23 protein-coding genes, 2 tRNA genes, 1 rRNA gene and 2 riboswitches are annotated in these 24266 nt (G+C 33.7%); of the genes, 20 read left to right on the top strand and 6 right to left on the bottom strand.

Going from position 1 to position 24266, the window contains the following annotated elements:
* The 7 genes from rrf to tsaD all read left to right on the top strand — a co-directional run.
* A 5S ribosomal RNA gene (gene rrf / locus ABEY15_RS24145) occupies positions 1–88 on the top strand; the annotation flags it as partial.
* Positions 89–123: 35 nt separating this feature from the next.
* Positions 124–200 (top strand) — tRNA-Met (locus ABEY15_RS24140).
* Between the two features lie 4 nt (positions 201–204).
* Positions 205–280: transfer RNA gene (locus ABEY15_RS24135), tRNA-Asp, on the top strand.
* Positions 281–657: 377 nt separating this feature from the next.
* Positions 658–1125, top strand: coding sequence for a tRNA (adenosine(37)-N6)-threonylcarbamoyltransferase complex ATPase subunit type 1 TsaE (gene tsaE, locus ABEY15_RS24130; RefSeq protein ID WP_429892489.1), 468 nt, complete (start codon positions 658–660; stop codon positions 1123–1125).
* Positions 1106–1798 (top strand): tRNA (adenosine(37)-N6)-threonylcarbamoyltransferase complex dimerization subunit type 1 TsaB, encoded by a 693-nt coding sequence (gene tsaB / locus ABEY15_RS24125; RefSeq protein WP_429892488.1) that lies wholly within the window; start codon positions 1106–1108, stop codon positions 1796–1798. The genes tsaE and tsaB overlap by 20 nt, the downstream gene beginning before the upstream one ends.
* A 9-nt stretch (positions 1799–1807) precedes the next feature.
* On the top strand, positions 1808–2260 hold the full coding sequence (gene rimI / locus ABEY15_RS24120) for a ribosomal protein S18-alanine N-acetyltransferase (protein ID WP_025672089.1): 453 nt from the start codon (positions 1808–1810) through the stop codon (positions 2258–2260).
* Positions 2257–3279: a tRNA (adenosine(37)-N6)-threonylcarbamoyltransferase complex transferase subunit TsaD gene (tsaD, locus tag ABEY15_RS24115; RefSeq protein ID WP_429892487.1), complete on the top strand. Its 1023-nt coding sequence runs from the start codon at positions 2257–2259 to the stop codon at positions 3277–3279. The genes rimI and tsaD overlap by 4 nt, the downstream gene beginning before the upstream one ends.
* A 216-nt stretch (positions 3280–3495) precedes the next feature.
* On the opposite strand, the gene ABEY15_RS24110 is transcribed toward tsaD, so the two are convergent.
* The gene (locus ABEY15_RS24110; RefSeq protein WP_429892486.1) at positions 3496–5421 is read right to left on the bottom strand and encodes an ABC-F family ATP-binding cassette domain-containing protein; all 1926 of its coding nucleotides are present in this window, start codon (positions 5419–5421) and stop codon (positions 3496–3498) included.
* Positions 5422–5582: 161 nt separating this feature from the next.
* Between ABEY15_RS24110 and ABEY15_RS24105 the strand changes: the two genes are divergently transcribed.
* Positions 5583–6209, top strand: coding sequence for a redox-sensing transcriptional repressor Rex (locus tag ABEY15_RS24105; RefSeq protein ID WP_025672092.1), 627 nt, complete (start codon positions 5583–5585; stop codon positions 6207–6209).
* A 40-nt stretch (positions 6210–6249) separates the two neighbouring features.
* On the opposite strand, the gene ABEY15_RS24100 is transcribed toward ABEY15_RS24105, so the two are convergent.
* Entirely contained in the window at positions 6250–6921 is a 672-nt protein-coding gene (locus tag ABEY15_RS24100) for a CPBP family intramembrane glutamic endopeptidase (RefSeq protein WP_429892485.1), read from the bottom strand.
* A 274-nt stretch (positions 6922–7195) separates the two neighbouring features.
* On the opposite strand from ABEY15_RS24100, the gene groES reads away from it, so the two are divergent.
* The 4 genes from groES (at position 7196) to ABEY15_RS24080 (ending at position 10743) form a co-directional block, all read left to right on the top strand.
* Positions 7196–7480, top strand: coding sequence for a co-chaperone GroES (gene groES, locus ABEY15_RS24095; protein WP_025672094.1), 285 nt, complete (start codon positions 7196–7198; stop codon positions 7478–7480).
* A gap of 59 nt (positions 7481–7539) precedes the next feature.
* Positions 7540–9165: a chaperonin GroEL gene (gene groL, locus ABEY15_RS24090; RefSeq protein WP_429892484.1), complete on the top strand. Its 1626-nt coding sequence runs from the start codon at positions 7540–7542 to the stop codon at positions 9163–9165.
* Positions 9166–9448: 283 nt separating this feature from the next.
* A complete protein-coding gene (locus ABEY15_RS24085; protein ID WP_429892483.1) occupies positions 9449–10024 on the top strand; it encodes an RNA polymerase sigma factor in 576 nt (191 codons plus the stop codon).
* Complete coding sequence (locus ABEY15_RS24080) at positions 10021–10743, top strand: anti-sigma factor domain-containing protein (protein ID WP_429892482.1); 723 nt, start codon at positions 10021–10023, stop codon at positions 10741–10743. The genes ABEY15_RS24085 and ABEY15_RS24080 overlap by 4 nt, the downstream gene beginning before the upstream one ends.
* Before the next feature lie 48 nt (positions 10744–10791).
* Here the strand turns inward: ABEY15_RS24080 and ABEY15_RS24075 are convergent, their stop codons facing one another.
* Positions 10792–11322, bottom strand: coding sequence for a hypothetical protein (locus ABEY15_RS24075; protein WP_429892481.1), 531 nt, complete (start codon positions 11320–11322; stop codon positions 10792–10794).
* Between the two features lie 548 nt (positions 11323–11870).
* Positions 11871–12722, bottom strand: coding sequence for an ATP-dependent DNA ligase (locus ABEY15_RS24070; protein ID WP_429892480.1), 852 nt, complete (start codon positions 12720–12722; stop codon positions 11871–11873).
* Positions 12723–12954: 232 nt separating this feature from the next.
* Here ABEY15_RS24070 and ABEY15_RS24065 point away from each other — a divergent pair, with 232 nt between their 5' ends.
* Both ABEY15_RS24065 and ABEY15_RS24060 read left to right on the top strand, forming a co-directional pair.
* Positions 12955–13359, top strand: coding sequence for a hypothetical protein (locus tag ABEY15_RS24065; protein ID WP_429892479.1), 405 nt, complete (start codon positions 12955–12957; stop codon positions 13357–13359).
* Positions 13360–13504: 145 nt separating this feature from the next.
* Positions 13505–14263, top strand: coding sequence for a peptidoglycan recognition protein family protein (locus ABEY15_RS24060; RefSeq protein WP_429892478.1), 759 nt, complete (start codon positions 13505–13507; stop codon positions 14261–14263).
* A 60-nt stretch (positions 14264–14323) separates the two neighbouring features.
* On the opposite strand, the gene ABEY15_RS24055 is transcribed toward ABEY15_RS24060, so the two are convergent.
* Both ABEY15_RS24055 and ABEY15_RS24050 read right to left on the bottom strand, forming a co-directional pair.
* Complete coding sequence (locus ABEY15_RS24055; RefSeq protein ID WP_056470039.1) at positions 14324–14644, bottom strand: DMT family transporter; 321 nt, start codon at positions 14642–14644, stop codon at positions 14324–14326.
* A gap of 1 nt (position 14645) precedes the next feature.
* Complete coding sequence (locus ABEY15_RS24050; protein ID WP_429892477.1) at positions 14646–14993, bottom strand: DMT family transporter; 348 nt, start codon at positions 14991–14993, stop codon at positions 14646–14648.
* Between the two features lie 189 nt (positions 14994–15182).
* A riboswitch (purine riboswitch) is annotated at positions 15183–15285 on the top strand.
* Between the two features lie 146 nt (positions 15286–15431).
* Between ABEY15_RS24050 and guaA the strand changes: the two genes are divergently transcribed.
* The 6 genes from guaA (at position 15432) to ABEY15_RS24020 (ending at position 23977) form a co-directional block, all read left to right on the top strand.
* A complete protein-coding gene (gene guaA / locus ABEY15_RS24045; RefSeq protein WP_429892476.1) occupies positions 15432–16967 on the top strand; it encodes a glutamine-hydrolyzing GMP synthase in 1536 nt (511 codons plus the stop codon).
* A gap of 281 nt (positions 16968–17248) precedes the next feature.
* Positions 17249–17348: riboswitch (purine riboswitch) on the top strand.
* A 170-nt stretch (positions 17349–17518) separates the two neighbouring features.
* The gene (locus ABEY15_RS24040) at positions 17519–18847 is read left to right on the top strand and encodes an NCS2 family permease (protein ID WP_098234744.1); all 1329 of its coding nucleotides are present in this window, start codon (positions 17519–17521) and stop codon (positions 18845–18847) included.
* 112 nt (positions 18848–18959) lie between these two features.
* Positions 18960–19517: a glycerol-3-phosphate responsive antiterminator gene (locus tag ABEY15_RS24035; protein ID WP_129692346.1), complete on the top strand. Its 558-nt coding sequence runs from the start codon at positions 18960–18962 to the stop codon at positions 19515–19517.
* Positions 19518–19826: 309 nt separating this feature from the next.
* The gene (locus ABEY15_RS24030; RefSeq protein WP_429892475.1) at positions 19827–20651 is read left to right on the top strand and encodes an MIP/aquaporin family protein; all 825 of its coding nucleotides are present in this window, start codon (positions 19827–19829) and stop codon (positions 20649–20651) included.
* A gap of 18 nt (positions 20652–20669) precedes the next feature.
* Complete coding sequence (glpK, locus tag ABEY15_RS24025; protein ID WP_429892474.1) at positions 20670–22160, top strand: glycerol kinase GlpK; 1491 nt, start codon at positions 20670–20672, stop codon at positions 22158–22160.
* Between the two features lie 131 nt (positions 22161–22291).
* The gene (locus ABEY15_RS24020) at positions 22292–23977 is read left to right on the top strand and encodes a glycerol-3-phosphate dehydrogenase/oxidase (RefSeq protein WP_429892473.1); all 1686 of its coding nucleotides are present in this window, start codon (positions 22292–22294) and stop codon (positions 23975–23977) included.
* Positions 23978–24266 lie beyond the last annotated feature (289 nt).

Genomic DNA, 24266 nt, shown 5'->3' with positions numbered 1-24266 from the left:
CCGTTCCCATACCGAACACGGCAGTTAAGCTCTTCAGCGTCGATGGTAGTTGGGGGTTTCCCCCTGTGAGAGTAGAACGTCGCCTGGTTTGGTTTTTTTATGGATATAATTATTTTTTATTATCGCGGGGTGGAGCAGTCTGGTAGCTCGTCGGGCTCATAACCCGAAGGTCGCAGGTTCAAATCCTGTCCCCGCAACCAAAATGGTCCCGTGGTGTAGCGGTTAACATGCCTGCCTGTCACGCAGGAGATCGCCGGTTCGATCCCGGTCGGGACCGCCATACATACGATTCTTAAAACGAAACAAAAAATTGTTTCGTTTTTTTTATTATTTTTGAAATGAGTAATACTTTTAACGATTTTAACTGTTTAAAACAGAAGCCTATAGAAGATAAGACTGTTCAATTCAACCTTAATTAGAAAACGTCGAATGGTAGGGAGATCCCAAGGAGCCCTATACGACTAAGAAGGCACTGTTTACGGCCTGCAAAAAGCAAGAGAAGTAACAAAAGAAACTAAAACAACCTAAATATAAATTTCAATAATTTATTTAAACTATTCAAAAGAATATTACTGTTTGACATCCGCTTAATGTTTTGAAATGATATAATATGGCAAAGTTAGAAATAGACGAGTTAGAATTTTGGTGGTGAAGTAATTGGAAATTGTTTTACATACAAATTCTGAGGAAGAAACTCAAGAAATTGCATTTTTTCTCGGACAACTAGTGCAACAAAAAGATGTAATATTATTAGAAGGAGATCTTGGTGCTGGAAAGACCACTTTTACAAAAGGATTTGCTAAAGGTCTTGATGTAAAAAGAACGGTTAATAGCCCAACTTTTAATATTATTAAAGAATATAAAGGTAGAATTCCTCTTTATCATATGGATGTTTATCGTTTAGAAGGTAGTAGTGAAGATTTAGGCTTTGATGAGTATTTTATGGGTGAAGGTGTTTGTGTTGTAGAATGGGCTCATTTAATTTCAGATTACTTACCAAATGAATTCTTAAAAATTATAATAACTCATGAAGAAAGTGGTAGAATGATTACTTTTATTCCAAGTGGATCTAGGTATGAATTTATTTGTAAGGAGTTAATAAACAATGACCGTTTTAGCAATTGATACATCTACAAATGTTATGGGGATTAGTCTAATAAAAGATCAATCTGTTATTGGAGAAACGATAACATTTATTAATAAAAACCATTCTGTACGATTAATGCCAGCAATTAGTACTTTAATGGAAGAATGCAATATAAAACCAAAGGAACTATCTAAAATAGTAGTTGCAAAAGGTCCAGGCTCATATACAGGGGTACGCATTGGTGTCACTGTGGCTAAATCATTAGCTTTCACTTTAAATATTCCAATTATCGGAGTATCAAGTTTGAAGGTATTGGCTGCTAACGGACGATATTTTAATGGATTAGTTTGCCCAATATTTGATGCAAGACGCAACTTATTATTTACAGGTCTTTATGATTTTAGAGGGCAGGTTACTAATGAGGTATTAGAAGACTGCAATATTGACCGAAGTATCTGGATTGAAAAGCTTAAATCTTATAATGAACAAATCTTATTTATTGGTAATGATGTATCAATTCATAAAGAATTTATTATTGAGCATTTAAAAGATCAAGCTGTCTTTGCAAAAGAAAGTATTAATAACCAGAGACCAAGTGAACTGTTTACATGTAGCTTAGAAGAAAAAGAAGAATCAGTTCATAATTTTGCACCAGAATATTTAAGATTATCAGAAGCAGAAGCTAATTGGCTAGCAAGCCAAGAAAAGTAGGAGGATATTATGATCTCATCGGTTGCTTTTCGTAAAATGAAAGAAGAAGATTTAGATCAAATAGTAGAAATTGAAAAACGATCATTCCCTACACCATGGACATATGATGCTTTCTATAATGAATTATATTCAAATCAATTTGCCAATTATATAGTGGCTGAAGTTGATGAGAAAATAATTGGTTATTGTGGATTATGGGTGGTTATTGATGAGGGACATATTACAAATATAGCTATATTGCCAGATTATCGGGGAGTAGGTCTTGGTGAAAAGTTACTTCGCGCGGTAATGGAAACTGCTAAAAATCTTGGAGCTGATACATTAACATTAGAAGTAAGGGTATCGAATCATGTAGCAATGGGACTATATCGAAAGCTGGGATTCCAAGATGGTGGTATTCGAAAAAGCTATTATACAGATAATTTTGAGGATGCATTAGTTATGTGGGTGAATTTGAAATGATAAATGAAAATTGTTTAATTCTTGCTATAGAGACAAGCTGTGATGAAACTTCAGCAGCAGTTGTTAAAAATGGAAATGAAATTTTAAGTAATGTAGTAGCTACTCAGATAGATATTCATAAACGTTTTGGTGGAGTTGTACCTGAAGTTGCATCACGATTACATGTTGAGCAAATAACTTTAGTAATTGAAGAAGCAATGAAGCAGGCACAGGTAGAATATGAAGATCTAGCTGCCGTTGCAGTTACAGAAGGTCCAGGACTTGTTGGAGCATTACTAATTGGGGTAAATGCGGCAAAAGCAATTGCATTTGCACATGGATTACCGCTTATAGGAGTACACCACATTGCAGGTCATATTTATGCTAATCAACTTGTACAGCCTTTACACTATCCATTATTAGCTTTAGTAGTTTCAGGTGGACACACGGAGCTTGTCTACATGAAGGAAGATGGCATTTTTGAGGTAATAGGTGAAACAAGGGACGATGCAGCAGGAGAAGCTTATGATAAGGTCGCTAGAACACTTAAATTACCTTATCCAGGTGGTCCTCACATTGATCGTCTGGCACAAGAAGGAAATGCAACTATTCCTTTTCCTAGAGCATGGTTAGAAGAGGGTAGCTATGATTTTAGTTTTAGTGGATTAAAGTCAGCAGTTATTAATTATATGCATAATGCTGAACAAAGAGGCGAGGAAGTATCACCAGCTGATGTCGCAGCAAGCTTCCAAGAGAGTGTAATTGAAGTAATTGTTGCAAAAACAATTCTAGCTGCAAAAGAATATAATGTAAAACAAGTTTTATTAGCCGGAGGAGTGGCAGCTAATAAAGGGTTGAGAGCTACATTACAAGAAGAGATGAATGCTTTGAGTAATATAGAATTAGTTATACCACCACTATCACTTTGTACAGATAATGCTGCTATGATTGGTGCTGCTGCATTTATCCGTTTAAAACAAGGAAAACTAGGTAATTTGGCATTAAACGGGAATCCAGGTTTAGATTTAGAGAATATGTAAGAAGTACTTATTCACAATTTTTTCATAAAATGTGGATAAGTACTTTTTATTTGTTAAAAACTTATTAAACTATGTGTACAAAATTGTGTATAACATTGCTGTTTTTCTGTGGATAATGTGTATAAACCTGTGTAAAAGCTAAAATATAATTGAATATATGTGGATAAATATGTAGATAAGAAAAAACGGATAGCAAAAAGCTTATCCGTTTAGTCATTATTCTTGTAAGTTCTCCCATTCTTCCATTAGGTCTATTAACTTAGCTTCGATATGATTTTTCTTATTTGTTAGTTCCTGTACTAATTGAAAATCACCGTATACTTCTGGCTTACATAATTCTAGTTCGATCGTCTCTATATCAAGCTCAAATTGCGATATATTACTTTCAATTTCCTCTATACGGCGCTGAGTTTGACGGATTTTTTTCTTCAATTCTTTGTCTTGTTGATAATCAGAAATTGGTTGAGAAGATTGTTTAACTTTTGCTAATGTAGCCTCTTTTTCTGCTTGTTCTTTTTCAAATGCTTCGTTTTTCTTAAATTGGTAATAGTCATAATCACCCAAATAAATTGATAATCCTGCTTTTGCTAGTTCAAAAGTTTTTGTGGATAATCTGTTCATAAAGTAACGATCATGAGAAACAAATAAAATCGTTCCAGGGTAATCTAATAAAGCATTTTCTAACACTTCTTTACTATCTAAATCTAAGTGGTTAGTAGGCTCATCAAGAATTAAGAAATTAGCTTTTTTCATCATGAGCTTAGCCAACGCTAATCTAGCCTTTTCTCCACCACTTAAAGAGGTAACAATTTTTGTCACGTCATCTCCAGAAAATAAAAAGTTCCCTAATATTGTTCGAATTTCTTGTTCGGGCATTAATGGATAATCATCCCAAAGTTCTTCTAATACTCTTTTATTAGAAGTTAGTTTTGCTTGCTCTTGATCATAGTAACCAACCGAAACATTTGCACCAAAATCAATCGTTCCCTGTAATTTTTCTAAATCTCCAATAATCGTTTTAAGTAATGTCGATTTACCAACACCATTTGGACCGACTAATGCGACACTATCGCCTCGATTCAGTACGAATCTCATCGTTTGATCAATTGTTGGAATGCGATCATAGCCAATAAATAAATCTTGTACAGACAACACATCATTACCGCTTTGTTTTTCAATTGTAAATGAAAAATTAGCCGAAGATTCGTCTCCAAGTGGCCTGTCTAATCGAACCATACGATCTAATTGTTTCCTGCGACTTTGAGCTCTTTTTGTAGTTGAAGCACGCGCAATATTACGCTGCACAAAATCTTCAAGTTTAGAGATTTCCTCTTGTTGCTTTTCGAACTGTTTTAATTCTTGTTCATATTGAGCTGCCTTTAGATCAAGGTACTTACTATAATTACCAACAAATCGTTGATGCTTATGATTAGATATTTCATAAACAATATTAACAACTTGATCAAGGAAATATCGATCGTGGGAAACGATTAATACTGCACCAGGGTATGACTGTAAGTAGCGCTCTAACCAACTAAGAGTGTCAATATCTAAATGGTTCGTAGGCTCATCCAGGATTAACAAATCAGGCTTTGTCAATAATAGCTTACCTAATGCCAGTCTTGTCTTTTGTCCACCGCTTAACGAAGAAATTTTTGTTTCGTAATCTTCATTACTAAAACCTAAACCACTAATTATTGAACGTATATCTGCTTCAAACTGGTAACCACCGTTTTCTTTGAATGTATATTGAAGATGATCATATTCATTCATAACCTTGTCATAAACGGCTTGATTAGAATAGACATCCTCCCTAGTCATTTTAACTTCCAATTTTCTCATATTGTCCTGCATCTCTACTAAATGATTAAATACAGAATAATATTCTTCCCAAATCGTTTTATCGCTTTGTAAACCAGAGTTTTGGGCTAGATAGCCTACAGTAACGTCTTTAGGTTTATTTATTTCACCGCCATCATAGGATATTTCACCTGCTATTATTTTCAATAATGTAGATTTTCCCGCACCATTACGTCCAACAATGGCAACTCGATCACTCGTTTGAACTTCTAATTTTATATTTGAAAGTATAATGTCACTACCAAAATACTTTGAGACATTATTTACTTGTAAAAGAATCATGGATAACACCTCATTGCAAAATTTTTTATGTATGTAACTGTAGACTGTCAAAATTCTTAAATATAGTGTATATTTTACATTAGAACAAGTACTTTATTACTAAAATAAAGTCAAATTACACACCATAGTAAAAAGAATTACAGTAAGTGGGGGATTAAAAAATGGATTCGGAACAAATTAAAATTCCACAAGCTACTGCTAAACGTCTACCTTTATATTACCGTTTTATAAAGAATTTGTCTTTATCAGGTAAACAAAGAGTTTCTTCAGCAGAGTTAAGTGAAGCAGTAAAGGTAGATTCCGCTACGATTAGAAGAGATTTTTCATATTTTGGAGCACTTGGTAAAAAAGGTTATGGCTATAACGTAAATTATTTATTAACTTTTTTCTCGAAAGCGCTTAACCAGCATGAAGTTATGAAAGTTGCATTAATTGGTGTTGGTAATTTAGGAACTGCATTCTTACACTATAATTTTATAAAAAATAATAATACAAAAATTGAGATGGCTTTTGATATTGATCCAAATAAAATTGGTACTGAGATAGGTGGAGTACCTGTTTATAATCTGGATAATCTAGAGGAAGTTATGAATGAAGATATTCAAATCGTTATTTTAACTGTTCCTGCACCTGTTGCACAATCAATAGCTGATCGATTAAATGGAAAAAATATTAGAGGAATTTTAAATTTCACACCTGCACGAATTAGTGTACCAGAACATATTCGCATTCATCATATAGACTTAGCGGTTGAACTGCAAACATTGGCATACTTTTTACAACAATAAATTCATATTAAAATAAAAACCCCCAAAAAATTGGGGGTTTTTAATGTAAATTGATCTGCTGAAAAACGACAAAAGAGTTCATTAACATATGTGTTAAGATTGGAACCATAATTGAGTTTGTTCGTTTATACAGATAACAAAATACAAAACCGATTAAAAAGTATGATAAAAAGAAGGGCATGTCTCCGTGCATAAGCGAAAAAATCGCTGAACTAATCCCAGCAGAAATAATAAATGGTAAGCGATTATAAAGCCTTTTAAAAATAATTCGACGAAAAATAATCTCTTCTAAAATTGGTGCAACTAAACTTGGGATGATAATAAATGCCGGGTTAAGCTTAGCAATGTTTATGATATTTTGAGTATTTTCTGAGCCCTTATGTAAATCAAATACATAAATTAAAATTAAATTACAAACAATTTGAGTTAGCATTGTTATGAAGTAACCTATAATAACCCATTTTATGATTGTACGATAATTAGTTTTTAGATTCTTAATTCCTTCATAAATGGGCTTATGTAATAAGATAAGTATAATAATTAATCCACTTACGAAACTAATACAACCCCATAATGCCACCGCTTCAAGAGAAGCTGTTTTCTGATCCACTCCAACGTATAAGTTACTATTTAATAAATAGGGCACCCCAAATACCGCTGAATATTGAAGAACGACATACGTTAATAAAATCCATAAATCTCTAGTTTTCAATACGTTAGCTCCTTTGTGCTGATATTTTTCATAACCCAAAGGTTTATAACAACACGTACATTATTTTACTCGTTTCTTTTGTTTCTTAAAAGAAATTTTCACTTTTTATTTTACTTTTGATTGTAAAGAAAAAAACTTATTAAATTTCGACAAGAAAAGTGCCTGCTTCGGGCTTGCAAAATTTTTTGATATTATTTAAACTAATAATTGTGTTAGCACTCAATATACATGAGTGCTAAAAAATAATGATTTGATTATTGAGGAGGTATTACACATGTTAAAGCCATTAGGTGATCGTGTTGTAATTGAGCTTGTTGAGTCTGAAGAAAAAACTGCTAGTGGTATCGTGTTACCAGGTAGTGCACAAGAAAAGCCACAAGAAGGCAAAGTTGTTGCAGTAGGTACTGGCCGAGTACTTGAAAATGGTGAGCGCGTAGCTTTAGAAGTATCTGTAGGTGACCGCATTATCTTCTCTAAATATTCAGGAACAGAAGTTAAGTACGGTGGTACTGAATACTTAGTACTTCGCGAAAACGATATACTTGCAATCATAGGTTAATAAAATAAAAATACTTAAATTAAAAAATATATTTTTTATATTATAAGGAGGTCATTTTCATGGCAAAGGACATTAGATTTGGTGAAGAAGCACGTCGCGCAATGTTACGTGGTGTAGACGCTTTAGCTGATGCTGTAAAAGTAACTTTAGGACCAAAAGGACGTAACGTAGTTCTTGAGAAAAAATTCGGTTCTCCATTAATTACAAATGATGGTGTTACAATCGCAAAAGAAATCGAATTAGAAGATGCATTTGAAAATATGGGTGCAAAATTAGTTGCAGAAGTTGCTAGCAAAACGAATGATGTTGCTGGGGACGGTACAACAACTGCGACAGTTTTAGCTCAAGCTATGATTCGTGAGGGTCTTAAAAACGTAACTGCTGGTGCAAACCCAATGGGTATCCGTAAAGGTATCGAAAAAGCAGTTGCTGTAGCAATCGAAGAATTAAAAACAATCTCAAAACCAATTGAAGGTAAAGAGTCAATCGCACAAGTTGCTGCAATTTCTTCAGCGGATCCTGAAGTTGGACAATTAATTGCTGAAGCAATGGAGCGCGTTGGTAACGATGGAGTTATTACTCTTGAAGAATCAAAAGGTTTCACAACTGAGTTAGAAGTAGTAGAAGGTATGCAATTTGACCGTGGATACTCTTCTCCTTACATGGTTACAAATTCAGAGAAAATGGTTGCTGAATTAGAAAATCCATATATTTTAATCACAGATAAAAAAGTAACAAACATTCAAGAAATCTTACCAGTACTTGAGCAAGTTGTTCAACAAGGTAAGCCACTATTAATCATTGCTGAGGATGTTGAAGGTGAAGCACAAGCAACGATCATCGTAAATAAATTACGTGGTACGTTCAATGCAGTTACTGTTAAAGCTCCTGGCTTCGGTGACCGCCGTAAAGCAATGTTAGAAGATATCGCGATCTTAACTGGCGGTGAAGTGATTACAGAAGAATTAGGATTAGATCTTAAAACAACTAATATCACTCAATTAGGTCGTGCTTCAAAAGTTGTAGTAACTAAAGAAAACACTACAATCGTTGAGGGTGCTGGAGAAACTGAAGAAATCCAAAGACGTATCGGCGTAATCCGTGCTCAATTAGAAGAAACTACTTCTGAATTTGATCGCGAAAAATTACAAGAGCGTTTAGCTAAATTAGCTGGTGGTGTAGCAGTAATCAAAGTTGGTGCTGCAACTGAAACTGAATTAAAAGAGCGTAAATTACGTATTGAAGATGCATTAAACTCTACACGTGCTGCAGTTGAAGAAGGTATTGTAGCTGGTGGTGGTACTGCATTAATGAGCGTATATAATAAAGTATCTGCAATCGAAGCAGAAGGTGACGAAGCAACAGGTATCAACATCGTATTACGTGCACTTGAAGCTCCAGTGCGTCAAATCGCTACAAATGCTGGTCTAGAAGGATCAGTAATTATTGAGAAATTAAAAAGTGCGGAAGTTGGCGTTGGTTTCAATGCTGCTAACGGACAATGGGTAAACATGATTGAAGAAGGTATCGTTGACCCAACTAAAGTTACACGTTCTGCACTTCAAAACGCAGCATCTGTTTCAGCTATGTTCTTAACAACTGAAGCAGTAGTAGCTGACATTCCTGAGAAAAATGCTCCAGCAATGCCTGACATGGGCGGCATGGGCATGGGCGGCATGATGTAATAAAGAAAAAACCCTTGAGCAATCAAGGGTTTTTTTATGTTTATAAATAATCGAAATTGAAATAGATCCCCTTTAGGTAGACAGAAAAAAAAGAGAACATGATATGATGTTCTAAACTGTTTATCTATGTGGGGATTTTTTTTGTGGTAAAGAATGGGCAAATTTTACTTCTTTTAAAAACAAAAATAAAAAATTTAAATCTTTTAATATCAAACCGTTTTCCATTATTGTTCGTTACTTATTTAAAGGAATCATGTAAATAATGAGGAGGCTTGCCTTTTTTATGCAAAAAATGAGTGACGCAGAATTGATGCAACTAATAAAAGAAAAACATCGGCCTGCATTAGAAGAGTTATATGATCGTTATATTAAAGTTGTATACTCGTTTAGTTTAAAATCAATGAAGGACCCTGAGAAAGCAAAGGGAATCGTCCAAGCTGTGTTTATGAGGATTTGGACCACGAAGAATGCTTATGATCCGGAAAAAGGTCAATTTATAAATTGGCTACTTACAATTACTAGAAATATCACTATCGATCATCATCGTAAGGAGAAAAAGGAACTAGCTTTAATTGCAATTGGACAGGAACAATTGGAGCAAATACCGGAATACCCTTCCAATAATCCCGCGGAAATAGTGTCTAAGAAGTTACTTAGAGAACAAATACAGCATGCTTATCAATACCTTTCAAATAGCCAAATCGAGCTAATTCAGTGGCTATATTGGGAAGGATATACACTTCGTGAAATAGCTGAGATGAAGCAAGAACCTATTGGAACGATTAAAAGTCGATTACATCAAACGCTAAAAGTTTTAAGAAATAGAATGGAACCAGAGTTAGGGGGAATGAAAAAATGACTATTAATAAAGGTTGTTCATTTTCCAATGATTTAGTCTCATATATGCTCGGAGAAGTTACAGAAGAAGAAAAGATTTTATTTGAAGAACATATTTTAAATTGTGTATTTTGTCGTTTGGAAGTCCAAGAGATGGAGGAGGCATGGAATGTGATTCCATTAAGTTTGGATGATGTAGAAGTTCCCACTGATTTAAAGGAAGAAGTAATGAATTATATTTTTCAATCTGATAAATCTACTGTGAAAAATCAAATAGTTCGTTTTCGCAAATTCCTATACGTTTTTGCAGCTGCTATAATACTAGTTTCCTTTGTTGGCCTACTATGGAATAATCTTTACCTTAAACAAGAATTAGCTCAAGTAAGTAAAAAGACAATCTCACCAACAGACGTTGTACAAGTATATTCATTAAAATCTACCAATCCCGAAGTAAATTTAGCAAATGGTAATGCGTGGGTTTACAAGCAAGGTACTCGAAAACAGATTGTTTTTAAACTACGAGGGCTTGCGACTACAAAAGGTACTGAGGCTTATCAAGCATGGCTAATCCATGATGGAAAGCGAAGAAGTGCGGGAACTTTTCATGTTGATAAAAATGGTAATGGTTTTCTTACTTACGTATTAAATGAAAAAGAGCAGGCTTTTGAAGCAATCGGTATTTCGCTCGAACCAGATTCAAATGGTATCCAGCCACGTGGAAAAAAAGTTTTAGGAACATAAAGTAAATTGCCCATGATTCAGTTAAAGAATCATGGGCAAAAGGCTTCACTATTTTTTAATACTATTTATTGGTGAAGTTATTAACCATCCAACAGGAGCTCCTCCAATTGCGTGAGTTAAAGTTCGATCTTCGATTACAGCTGGTTCAGAATTCCTCGCAATACTCCCGTCTTGTTTTACATTATAATATATGCTTCCATCATTAACATTCTTATCTTTAAAGCTAAATATAACTGGATTATTAAATTTGGAAATTATTTCATTTGTCTTTGAATCCACCACTCGAAACGCAAAATTCATAATCACTTTTTCACCTTCTGGGGCATTTGTTTGGAAGATACTATTATTCCCTTCAAGTACTTGAAAAACAACGTCATTACTAAACGTGCCCTTAGGAATATCAATTTTTATTCCACTATGACTAATTTTTGCAGCTTCACCTGCTTCAATTTTCTTTTCTGCAATTACTTTCGGAAATCCAAATTGGGTAAAATCAGTCGCAGCAAATGCCACTGCACTAAATAAAAGTATTGAAAATAACGACATAGCTGCTACAAAGGTAAAACGAATTTTTCTCATTAACTTACATCTCCTTTTATATTTTAGGTTTCATTAAAGGTAACGGATTAAATGCAAGTACGGTTTGAAGGAAAATGTAATTTTTTAAAATTTTTATAAAGGTAAGGGATAACTCAGTAATATTGCTAGCAAATCTAGTGAAATAAAGTAAAAAACCTGGGACTTTTATAGGTTTTTTATTTTTGTGTTTCGATTATTTACTATTGGAGTAGTTGATAATGAGAATAACTAACTGGTAATAGATTGGAGAAATTGAATTAAATAAGACTTAGGCTTTATTGACTAGATATAGTTTAAATATGTATAGTAAATTTGATAAAAGCAGAAAACTTATGGTGCGAATCAAATAACTTTTTAAGGATGATTTAGATGAATTTTGGTTTATATAGAGGATGCCTTTTTGGTCTTTTATTTTCTATACCAGTTTGGTTGATCATATTATGGCTTATATTTAGATAGAAAATAAAAAACCCCTTCATGTAAGTAAAAAGCTACTAATACTTTCTACATTAAATGGGGGTAGATCATTACTCTAAAAAAGTTATTTTTTAAACGATAAAGTCATGGAATATTGGTTCAATTAATTCTCCGCTATTTAATTGACCTCTACTTTTTATCACACATCGAACTAACGGTTCTACATAAATATAATTTTTGTCTTCTCCAGTTTTTATATGCTTAGTTAGACTAAAGAAAGCTGTTTTTTGGCCGGTATTCATCCCAAACTCTACTATCCCTACATTTACATACTCACGATTTTTTAATTCCGAGATTAATAATCCCATTCCTTGTTTTTTATAGCCTGTTATATAGTAATTACCATATCTCCAGTTAATAATTTTTAACCAATTTAGAGATCGATGTGCTGGTATATAAGTAGAATCTTTTGATTTAGCTACTATCCCTTCAAGTCCAAGCGTTTTAATTTGCTCAAAAAACATCTCACCTTCTGATTCGATATAAAAACTTTTTTTAATTGATTCTTGATCAACTATAGTTTCTGAAAGGATTTTTTTTCGATAAGATAAAGGTTCTTTCATTAAGTTTTTATTTTTAAGACGTAAAATATCAAAAACGATATATGTTAATGGAAATTGTTTGCTTCCTTGTATTATTTTGTATTCTTGAATAAAACTTACTCGATTGGTTACCGCTTCAAAATCCTCTCTGCCGTCATTATAACAAACTAAAACACCGTCTAAGTAACAATCATCTAAGTCGATATTTTCGAGTTCAGGGATTCTCTCCGTAATCTCGGTACCATTTCGATTAAAAAGTTTATTCTTACCATTTTGCCTTTCAAGCATCATTCGAACACCATTTGATTTCAATTCAAAATAATGATGATCAGAGTCAAATGGTTTATCAGCATTTTGTAATAGCATTGGCTCAATAAACATTTTTCATTTCGCTATCATGATTGTTGCTTTTCAACATAATCAAGATTCCTTTCTTTTTCATTTGATATATATAAATAACATAAATATTTTTGTTTTCTTATATAGCAATAATTCACACTATTTTTAGTCTTCCACTAGTAAATGTACTTTTATTTCTAATGTATTTCAAGTCATAACTCGTCTAATTTCACAATAAGATTAATTATCTTCTTATGAAAAGTGGTGTTATGAAATGGGGAGGAAAAATAATTTCAAAATTACGGAACCAATGTTAAACGAGTACTATGATTTGAGTCAAAAAAAGAAAGATATTGAAAATCAGTTAGAAGAATTACAAAAGATTTTTCATGGATACTTTGATCATCAAGTTGGAATGAATGAAAAAGGTGAGCTAATTATTAATAATTTAAAACTTGAACGAATCATAAGAAAAAAAGAGAAATTTAATGAGGAGAAGACAATTAATAAATTAGAAGAACTAAACTTGACTGATTTAATACAAATTGTAAGAAAACCAGATGGAGATAAAATCAAGTCTGCTATTAATTTGGGATTGTTAAAAGAGAAGGATTTGGATGGTTGTCTATCAGTTAATTCATCACAAGCAATTTATGTTAAACCACTAAAAAATAAGTAGTTTATTCAAACATTCGGGAGAGTATCTAATACTCTTCTTTTTTATGTAACGAATTTTATCTTTCAGAATACTGTATTAATATACATGTCCAAGTATTCGGATGGAAATTGTTTGGACATGCCAATATTGAAAAGGAGTGCTAATTTTGGCAACTTGGAGAAATGATTTTATTTCGATGAACAAGTATACGAGGCCGTCAATAAAATTGAAAGAAGTTAGAAAAATTGTGCTACATTGGACAGCCAATCCGGGGGCAAGTGCACAAAGTCACCAAAGGTATTTTAACGGTATAGCGATAAAAAATAAAACATATGCATCTGCTCACATTTTTGTTGATTCGAAAGAGGCAATTTGTATTATTCCACTTGATGAAGTAGCTTATCATGCAAATGATCATTATGAAAGAAATAGTAATGGTGGTGTATATAGAGGGGTGGATGAACTCGCTCCGAACGCAAATAAACTTTCAATCGGTGTTGAAATGTGTGTTGAAAAGGATGGTACGATTTCACAATATACATTAACACGTACTATTAGAGTAATTGCTGAATTGTGTAAGATGTTTAAATTAAATGCAAATGACATTGTAAGACATTATGACATAACACATAAGCCATGTCCAAAAACCTTCATAGATAACCCCGAGCAATATAACGAGTTTAAAGCACAAGTAAATGCAATCTTAAATCCCCCGAAAACCCAAACAGATTCAGTTCCATACCCTGGTATTTTAAAAGAAGGATCAAGAGGTGAATCTGTCAAAAAGGTTCAACAAAAACTTAAAATAACGGCAGATGGAATTTTTGGCCCAGTTACTGAAAATGCAGTTAAAAAATTTCAAGCTAGTAATGGACTAGTTGTCGATGGAATTGTTGGAAAAAACACTTGGGGCAAGCTGTTTTAAAAGAAAAGATCACATAATTCCTAAGAAAAAATCCCTATTTCATTTCGAATAGGGATTTTTTTAATGGGGTGAGATGATTTTTAAACCAATAACAGAGCCAATTACTAAGGTGATAAATAATAGTCTCTTCCATTCGCGTGATTCATTAAAGAACAACATGCCAATTAAAACAGAACCAGCGGCACCTATACCAGTCCAGATTGTATATCCTGTTCCGACGGGTATAACCTTTAAGGCCTTCGATAATAAGTAAAAACTAGTCCATCCAGATAGAATACACAAAATGGAGTAGTTAAGTTTTTTAAAATTATTAGATAGCTTCATAAAAATGACAAAGCCAACTTCACCCAAACCCGCAATAAATAAAAATAACCAAGCCATTTTATGCTGCATCTCCTTTTTCTGCCTTTTTATCACCTGAAGTTAATTTTAAGCCAATAATTCCAGATAATAATGTAATTACCAAAACAACTTTCAATATAGAGGCTGATTCATTTAAAAATAACATTCCAATAATAACTGTTCCAGCGGCACCGATTCCTGTAAAAACTGCGTAGGCAGTACCTATAGGAATATCTCTTATTGCTTTTGAAAATAAATAAAAGCTGAACAAAATCCCAGCTATCGTTAAAATTGTTGGCAACAAATTTGTAAATCCTTCTGAGTATTTTAGTCCAAATGCCCAAGCAATTTCGGAAACCCCCGCTATAACTAAGTAAATCCAACTCATAAAAAATCTCCCCTTATAGCAGAATAAATAATTGATTTCGATTTGATAAACTACCTACCGTTCGTTAGTTAAAAGATACACTATAATCTTATTCATGACAAGTTGTAACGTTTCCACAAAAATTTATTTTTTTTATGCATTGAAATACCTTGACCGAAAAAATATACATTGTTAGAATGAGACAATAATACAATATTCGTCATTATTCTTCATATATCCTCGACAATACGGGTCGAGAGTCTCTACCGGGGCGCCGTAACATGCCCTGACTATGAAGGCAGTCTGACTTTTTTTAATTTAAGTCTGATTTTCTGCCTTCTTATGCGTATTTTTCGTATGTAAAAAGAGTAGAAAATCGGCTTTTTTTATTTTTTTTGGGAAAAATAGTATCAGTTTAACTGATACGTTAATTCAATATATATAGATGGGGTGACCGTTTTGCAACAACATGACACAATTGTAGTACTAGATTTTGGAAGTCAATATAACCAACTTATAGCACGACGTATCCGTGAGTTTGGCGTTTATAGTGAATTACGTCCTCATACGATAACTGCAGAGGAAATTAAGCAAATGGGCGCTAAAGGGATCGTTTTCTCTGGCGGACCAAATAGTGTATATGGTGAAAATGCTTTTTTCTGTGATGAAGCAATTTATGATTTAGAAATTCCAATCTTTGGTATTTGTTACGGAATGCAGTTAATGACTCAACATTTTGGTGGAACGGTAGCTAAAGCTGACCAACGTGAATACGGTAAAGCTGAATTAAATATTCAAAATCCGTCTGCTTTATTAAAAGACCTACCATCAGACCACGTAGTTTGGATGAGTCACGGTGATAAAGTAATCCAACAACCAGAAGGATTCGTTGTAGATGCAACTAGTGCTTCTTGCCCAATCGCAGCAATGAGTAACGAAGCTAAAAAAATGTATGGTGTACAATTCCACCCAGAAGTTCGTCACTCTGAATATGGAAATGATCTATTAAAGAATTTCGTATTCAATATTTGCGAATGTGAAGCAAACTGGTCAATGAAAAACTACATTGAAGTTGAACTTGAAAATATTCGTAATACTGTTGGCGACAAAAAAGTACTTTGTGCACTTAGTGGTGGTGTTGATTCTTCAGTAGTTGCAGTACTAATTCACAAAGCAATTGGTGATCAATTAACATGTATCTTCGTTGACCATGGTTTATTACGTAAAGATGAAGCTGAAGGCGTTATGAAGACGTTTAGCGAAGGCTTCAACATGAACGTAATTAAAGTAGATGCTAGAGAGCGCTTCTTAAGCAAACTTGCTGGCGTTTCTGATCCAGAAGAAAAACGTAAAATTATCGGTAATGAATTCATCTATGTGTTTGATGATGAGGCAGCTAAATTAGAAGGTATGGATTTCTTAGCTCAAGGAACTCTTTATACAGATATTATCGAGAGCGGTACGGCTACAGCTCAAACAATCAAATCACATCATAATGTAGGTGGATTACCTGAAGACATGCAATTCACGTTAATCGAGCCTTTAAATACATTATTTAAAGACGAAGTACGTGCAGTTGGAACTGAATTAGGAATTCCAGATGCAATCGTTTGGAGACAACCATTCCCAGGACCAGGTCTAGGAATTCGTGTATTAGGTGAAATTACTGATCAAAAACTTGAAATCGTTCGTGAATCAGATGCAATCTTACGTGAAGAAATTGCTTTAGCTGGTTTAGATAAAGAAATTTGGCAATATTTCACAGTATTACCTGACATCCGTAGTGTTGGTGTAATGGGTGATGAACGTACGTATGATTACACTGTAGGTATTCGTGCTGTTACGTCTATCGATGGAATGACTGCTGACTGGGCACGTATTGATTGGGATGTACTACAAAAAATCTCAACTCGTATTGTAAATGAAGTTAAACACGTAAACCGTATAGTTTATGATGTAACTAGTAAGCCACCTGCAACGATTGAGTGGGAATAATTTAAAACGGCTATAATCTCTTCTATGGGATTATAGCTTTTTTTATGTAATTTTGTGGTTTAAAAATTTTTATTATTGATCAGTTTATAGTAGAATAATTATTAGAATTTACAGTGAATTATATGGTTTATTTTACTGATACGTGAATATCCAAATGATTGAGTATAATAGATTAACTAAAATATGGTAAAAACGAACGAAAACGAATATTTTATAAAAAATGTTCGTTTTTTTGTTGACACTTATTAAAACAGATTGTAATATAAGGATGTAAATTAAATAAATTATTTGTCATAACTTGTCGTATAGGCTAGTAAATATGGACTAGCGTCTCTACCCGCCACCGTAAAATGGCGGACTACGAAGTAATGATTTCTGAAAGTAATTAACCCACTATTTTGCTATTATTCTACTATTCTAGGGTTAATTAGTTCAGAATGAAACTGCTCGTGATAGGCGCTTTTACCTTTGTGTAAAAGTGCCTTTTCTATTTTATAAAATAGAGACCGACTTTTAAGACTAAAACTTAGGAGGATCACATGAAAGAACGTATCAGTAATTATTTTGAGTTCAACAAGTTAGGCACATCATATCGTCAAGAAACAATTGCTGGTTTAACTACATTCTTAGCAATGGCATATATTCTATTTGTAAATCCATCGATTTTATCATTATCAGATATAAAGGATTTCCCAGAAGCTTTAAGAATGAATAAAGAGGCAATCTTTGTAGCTACATCATTAGCTGCAGCATATGGATCGATTTTAATGGGTATTTATGCGAAATATCCAATTGCTTTAGCACCAGGAATGGGATTAAATGCATTCTTTGCTTTTAACGTAGTTCTTGGTATGGGTATTCCATGGCAAACAGCACTAGCTGGCGTATTCGTATCAGGTATCATTTTTATCATTCTTTCATTAACTGGTCTTCGTGAACAAATTATAAATGCAATTCCAATAGAATTAAAATTAGCAATTGGTAGCGGTATTGGATTCTTTATTACATTTGTTGGTTTAAAAAACTCAGGTATTATCGTAAGTAACCCTGCGACATTCGTGTCACTTGGTAAATTAAATGAACCTGCTGTTTTATTAACGATTTTCGGTTTAGTAATTACTGTAGTTTTAATGGCAAGAAAAATAAAAGCTGGTGTATTTTTAGGAATGATCATCACTGCAATCGCAGGCATGATTTTTGGAATTATCGACTTACCATCTTCAGTTGTTGGTCCAGTACCAAGTATTGCTCCAACATTCGGTCAAGCAATTAAACATATTCCAGATGTTTTCTCTTCAGGGAAAATGTTTGCTGTAGTATTAACTTTCTTTATTGTAGATTTCTTTGATGCAACTGGAACATTAGTAGCTGTAGCTAACCAAGCTGGATTATTAAAAGAAAACAAACTTGAAAGAGCCGGTAAAGCATTAATGGTTGATGCAACTGCTGTAGTAGTTGGTTCAACTTTAGGTACAAGTACTACTACTTCTTATATTGAGTCAACTGCTGGTGTAGCTGCTGGTGGACGTACTGGATTCTCAGCAGTAGTAACAGGTATTCTATTCTTATTAGCATTATTCTTCGCACCACTTTTAGGAGTAGTAACTGCAGCTGTCACTTCACCTGCTTTAATCGTAGTCGGAGTTTTAATGGTTTCATCAATAGGTCAAATTGATTGGAAAAAGTTCGAAATTGCTGTTCCAGCATTCTTTACAATTATTGCAATGCCTTTAACTTATAGTATTGCAACTGGTATCGCAGTTGGTTTCATTTTCTATCCGATTTCAATGATTGCAGCTGGAAAAACGAAAAAAATTCATCCTGTAATGTATGTGTTGTTTGTAGTATTCCTATTATTCCTAGCATTTTTCAGAGAATAGATCTTAAGTTAAAAAAAAGCCTGTACAAAGAAAATTCTTTCATTGTACAGGCTTTTTCTTTTTTTTTATATTGTGTACTATAAAAGTAAAAGATTCTATAGGGGTAATATTGATGGATTTTCATGAACAAAAGATTCTACCAGCGGTTAGAAAAATAAAGGATATAGAAAAATTATTAACTACTCCGTATAAATATATTGTTATTCTTGATATTCATATCGGTCAATTGAAAAGTGTAGTTTCACTTGCTAAGCAACATGGAAAGAAAGTATTTTTACATGTCGACCTTATACATGGTTTACAAAGTGATGGGCATGCAGCGGAATTTCTTTGTCAAGAATACAAGCCAGATGGATTACTTTCTACAAAATCCAATGTTATTTTAAAGGCTAAGCAAAAAGGGGTTATTGCCATCCAACGGATCTTTTTGATTGATTCCGGAGCAATGGAAAAAAGTTTTTTGTTATTAGAAAAAACAAAGCCCGATTACATTGAAGTGTTACCAGGAGCGCTTACGAATGTTATTGGAGAGGTAAAAGAAAGAACTGGTATACCTATTTTAGCTGGTGGATTTATAAGAACTGTTGAAGATGTGGATGCAGCTTTAAATGCTGGTGCTACTGCAATTACAACATCGGATAAAGACTTATGGAAAAAATTCCTAAAATAATGGCAGAAATGTGGAAATTCTTGTTGACACCGCTTTCATTTGAGGTTAGCATAAAAGACAAGTTAATAAACGTGACGGAGAAATGAAGAGATCCACAATTAATTGTTTCTATTTATTAATAGAAGCTGATTGATTGTGGTTTTTTTGTTTTTAGGCTCAGTTAATAGTTGATATGCACTAATATCAAACTCGTTGTCTCAATACTTCTTTTCTATATTAACAGAGTTATTATTAAAAAGAATGGCCATTCGATTTATTTTCGATCACGAGAAAACTTAATCTTAAATTGAATGTGGATGGAGTGAAATTATGTCAGCATTTTTAGGGGAATTAATTGGAACTGCTTTGCTAATTGTTTTAGGTGGAGGAGTTTGTGCAGGTGTAAGTTTAAAAAAATCATTTGCTAAGGATTCAGGTTGGATTGTTATAACTCTAGGGTGGGGTCTAGCAGTTGCAATATCTGTTTATGCAGTAGGAAGTATTAGTGGAGCGCATTTAAATCCAGCAGTTACTTTAGCATTAGCTTTTAAAGGCTCATTTCCATGGAGTCAAGTACCCGAATACATTGCAGCACAAATGATTGGTGCGATGATCGGAGCAGCAATTGTTTATTTACATTACTTACCTCATTGGAAAGTAACAGAAGATCCAGGAACAAAATTAGGTGTATTTGCAACGGGACCTGCTATACCTAATACATTTGCAAATCTTTTAAGTGAATTGATTGGAACGTTCATCTTAGTGTTTGGTATTTTAGCAATTGGTTCAAATAAATTTGTAGATGGTTTAAATCCTTTTATCGTAGGTTTCTTAATTGTTAGCATTGGTTTATCATTAGGCGGAACGACTGGTTATGCAATTAATCCAGCTCGTGACTTAGGACCTCGCATTGCACACTTTTTATTACCTATTACTGGTAAAGGAGGTTCAAATTGGAGATACGCATGGATTCCAGTTGTTGGGCCAGTATTAGGAGGATCACTTGCAGGATTATTCTATCAAATTATTTTTGAAGGTAAGCATAACTCTGCAATTATTTATGTGGGAATTGTAACAGTTGGTATTTTGATAGTTTCTTATTTAACAAGTAAAAAGAGTCAAAGTCATACAAATAATAGAAAAGTAGTAGCTTAATGAGGAGATGGGACGATTATGAATAAATACATTCTTTCTTTAGATCAAGGTACAACAAGTTCTCGTGCAATACTATTTAATAAACATGGCAAAATAGTTCATGTTGCACAAAAAGAATTTACACAGCATTTTCCAAAGCCAGGATGGGTTGAACATAATGCGCAAGAAATTTGGGGATCAATTTTAGCAGTCATTGCTACTTGTTTAAGTGAAGCAGATGTAAAACCTGAGCAAATTGCAGGTATAGGTATTACAAATCAACGCGAAACAACAGTTGTGTGGGACAAAACAACTGGAAAACCAATCTATAATGCGATCGTGTGGCAATCACGTCAAACGAGTGAGATATGTGCTGATCTAAAAGAGAAAGGCTATGGAGAGGTTGTTCATGAAAAAACAGGTCTTTTAATTGATGCCTATTTCTCTGGAACAAAAGTTAAGTGGATTCTAGATAATGTAGAAGGTGCAAGAGAGAAAGCAGAACGTGATGAATTATTATTTGGAACAATTGATACTTGGCTTGTTTGGAAATTATCTGGAGGCAATGTACATGTTACGGATTATTCAAATGCATCACGTACATTAATGTATAACATTCATGAATTAAGATGGGATGATGAGCTACTTGAAATGCTAACGGTACCAAAAAGTATGCTTCCAGAAGTACGATCTTCTTCTGAAGTATATGGTCATACTGTTGATTATCATTTCTTTGGTCAAAATGTACCTATTGCAGGGATAGCTGGTGACCAACAAGCTGCGTTATTTGGTCAAGCTTGCTTTGGCGAAGGAATGGCGAAAAATACTTATGGTACTGGTTGTTTTATGTTAATGAATACTGGTGAAAAAGCGGTAAAATCTAATCATGGCTTATTAACAACAATTGCATGGGGCCTAAATGGAAAAGTTGAATATGCTTTAGAAGGAAGTATTTTCGTAGCAGGTTCCGCTATTCAATGGTTACGTGATGGAATGCGCATGTTTAAAGATGCTAGTAATAGTGAGGAATATGCTACTAGAGTTGAATCTACAGATGGAGTTTATATTGTACCCGCATTTGTTGGTCTAGGTACTCCTTACTGGGATAGTGAAGTACGGGGAGCGGTTTTTGGATTAACTCGTGGAACAACGAAGGAACATTTTATTCGTGCAACACTGGAAGCATTAGCTTATCAAACCAAAGATGTATTATGTGCAATGGAAGCTGATTCGGGTATTGAACTAAATACTTTACGTGTGGACGGGGGAGCAGTTAAGAATAATTTCTTAATGCAATTCCAAAGTGATCTATTAGATGTCCCAGTTGAACGTCCAGAAGTAAATGAAACAACAGCTTTAGGTGCAGCTTATTTAGCAGGTCTAGCTGTTGGTTATTGGGAAAATCAAGAAACAATCTCAAAACAATGGAATATGGATAAGAGATTTAAACCGGAAATGCAAGATGATAAAAGAGAAGAACTATACAGTGGTTGGAAAAAAGCAATCGAAGCAACAAAAGCTTTCAAATAACATAGTATAGTGTTAAAATAGAAACAAGTTAATATTTCGGTAGGAGATTTAGAGAGACCACAACATGCTATAGAAGAATTTCTATAGTGATGTTTGTGGTCTCTTTTTTTCGTATTTAAGGAGGAAAAGCCATGAAATTTTCAGGTACACTACGAAAAAATGTTTTAAAAACAGTAAATAAAAGAGAATTAGATGTAATCGTAATCGGTGGAGGTATAACTGGAGCTGGTATTGCCTTAGATGCTAGTACACGTGGATTATCAACAATCGTATTTGAAATGCAAGACTTTGCAGCAGGTACATCTAGTCGTTCAACTAAGCTAGTACATGGTGGATTACGATACTTAAAACAATTAGAAGTAAAAATGGTAGCAGAAGTTGGGAAAGAACGTGCAATTGTTTATGAAAATGGTCCTCACGTAACAACTCCAGAATGGATGTTATTACCTTTCCATAAAGGTGGTACATTTGGTGCATTTAGTACATCAATAGGATTAAGAATTTATGATTTCCTAGCTGGTGTAAAAAGAAGTGAACGCAGAAAAATGTTTAATCGTGAACAAACGATCGAAAAAGAGCCACTTGTAAAACAAGAAGGATTAAAAGGTGGCGGATACTATGTAGAGTACCGCACAGATGATGCTCGTCTAACAATTGAGGTAATGAAAGAAGCGATCGCTCATGGGGCTAAAGCAGTGAACTATGCTAAAGTAGATGGTTTCTTATATAAAGATGGTAAAGTATGCGGTGTAATTGTCGTTGATTTATTGGATGGTGAAGTGTATGAAGTATATGGTAAAAAAATTGTAAATGCAGCGGGACCATGGGTTGATTCACTACGTGAAATGGATCATTCAAAGAGAGGTAAAGTATTACAGCTATCCAAAGGTGTTCACTTAGTTATTGATCATAGCCGTTTCCCGCTCGGTCAAGCAATCTATTTTGATACGCCAGACGGACGTATGGTATTTGCGATTCCTCGAGATGGAAAGACATATGTTGGTACAACAGATACATTTTATAAAGAAGATGCTGCGAAACCACAAATGACTAATGAAGATTGTAACTATATTATCAATGCAATCAACTACATGTTTCCAACAATAAATATCGCGAAAAAGGATATAGAATCAAGTTGGGCAGGGGTACGTCCGTTAATATATGAAGAAGGGAAAAGTGCATCCGAAATTTCACGCAAAGATGAAATTTGGACTTCAAATTCTGGCTTAATAACAATTGCTGGTGGAAAGTTAACGGGGTATCGAAAAATGGCCGAAACGGTAATCGACTATGTAACTGGATTACTAAAAAAGGAAGGATATAATTCTAACTATATAAAAAGTAAGACAAAACATATGCCTATCTCTGGTGGACGTGTAGGTGGAGCATCACAATTTTCTAAATACATTTCTGAAAAAACCAAAGAAGGAATTAAGTTTGGTTTGTCAGAAAATCAAGCTGAACGTTTTACAAAATTTTATGGTTCCAATGTTGATACATTATTTCAGTTAGCAAGCCAATACAGAATGGTGGCTAATCAATATAATTTACCTATTGATGTCTTCGTACCGCTTTTATATGCAATAGACTTTGAGATGGTTGTAAAACCAGTCGACTTTTTTATACGTCGTACTGGTGCATTGTTTTTCAATATTCATTGGGTATATGAATGGAAAGACTCAGTAATTGAATTTATGTCAATAAAGCTAGAGTGGAGTAAGGAACAAAAAGCAATTTACACTACAGAGTTAGATCAAGCATTAGTAGAAGCTGTAAAACCAATTGGAAAATTAAAGAAGAATGCAACATTAGCATAATAATCAAAGGATGCTTCATAAAGAAGCATCCTAGATATATTAAAGTGAATACAGTCACTATTGTTAATAAAACGCTCGTTTAAATGGAATATTCTGAATAATAGTTCTTTTATTTTAGTGTTGTAATTAATCTAAATAGCTGATATATTATTCTATGTTGTCCCAAACGAGGGAAAACAAATGAAATAAAAAAACAAAAAACATTTAAAAAGTTGTTGACTAAAACAAGCTTTAAATGATATGATTTAAAAGTCGCTTCTGAAGCGGCGAAGTGAACTTTGAAAACTAA

It is taken from the genome of Gottfriedia acidiceleris (assembly GCF_050457485.1).
GTDB classification, from domain to species: Bacteria; Bacillota; Bacilli; order Bacillales; family Bacillaceae_G; genus Gottfriedia; species Gottfriedia acidiceleris_D.
The sequence above is the reverse complement of the archived record's forward strand: the minus strand, read 5'-3'. Positions and strand labels throughout refer to the sequence as shown.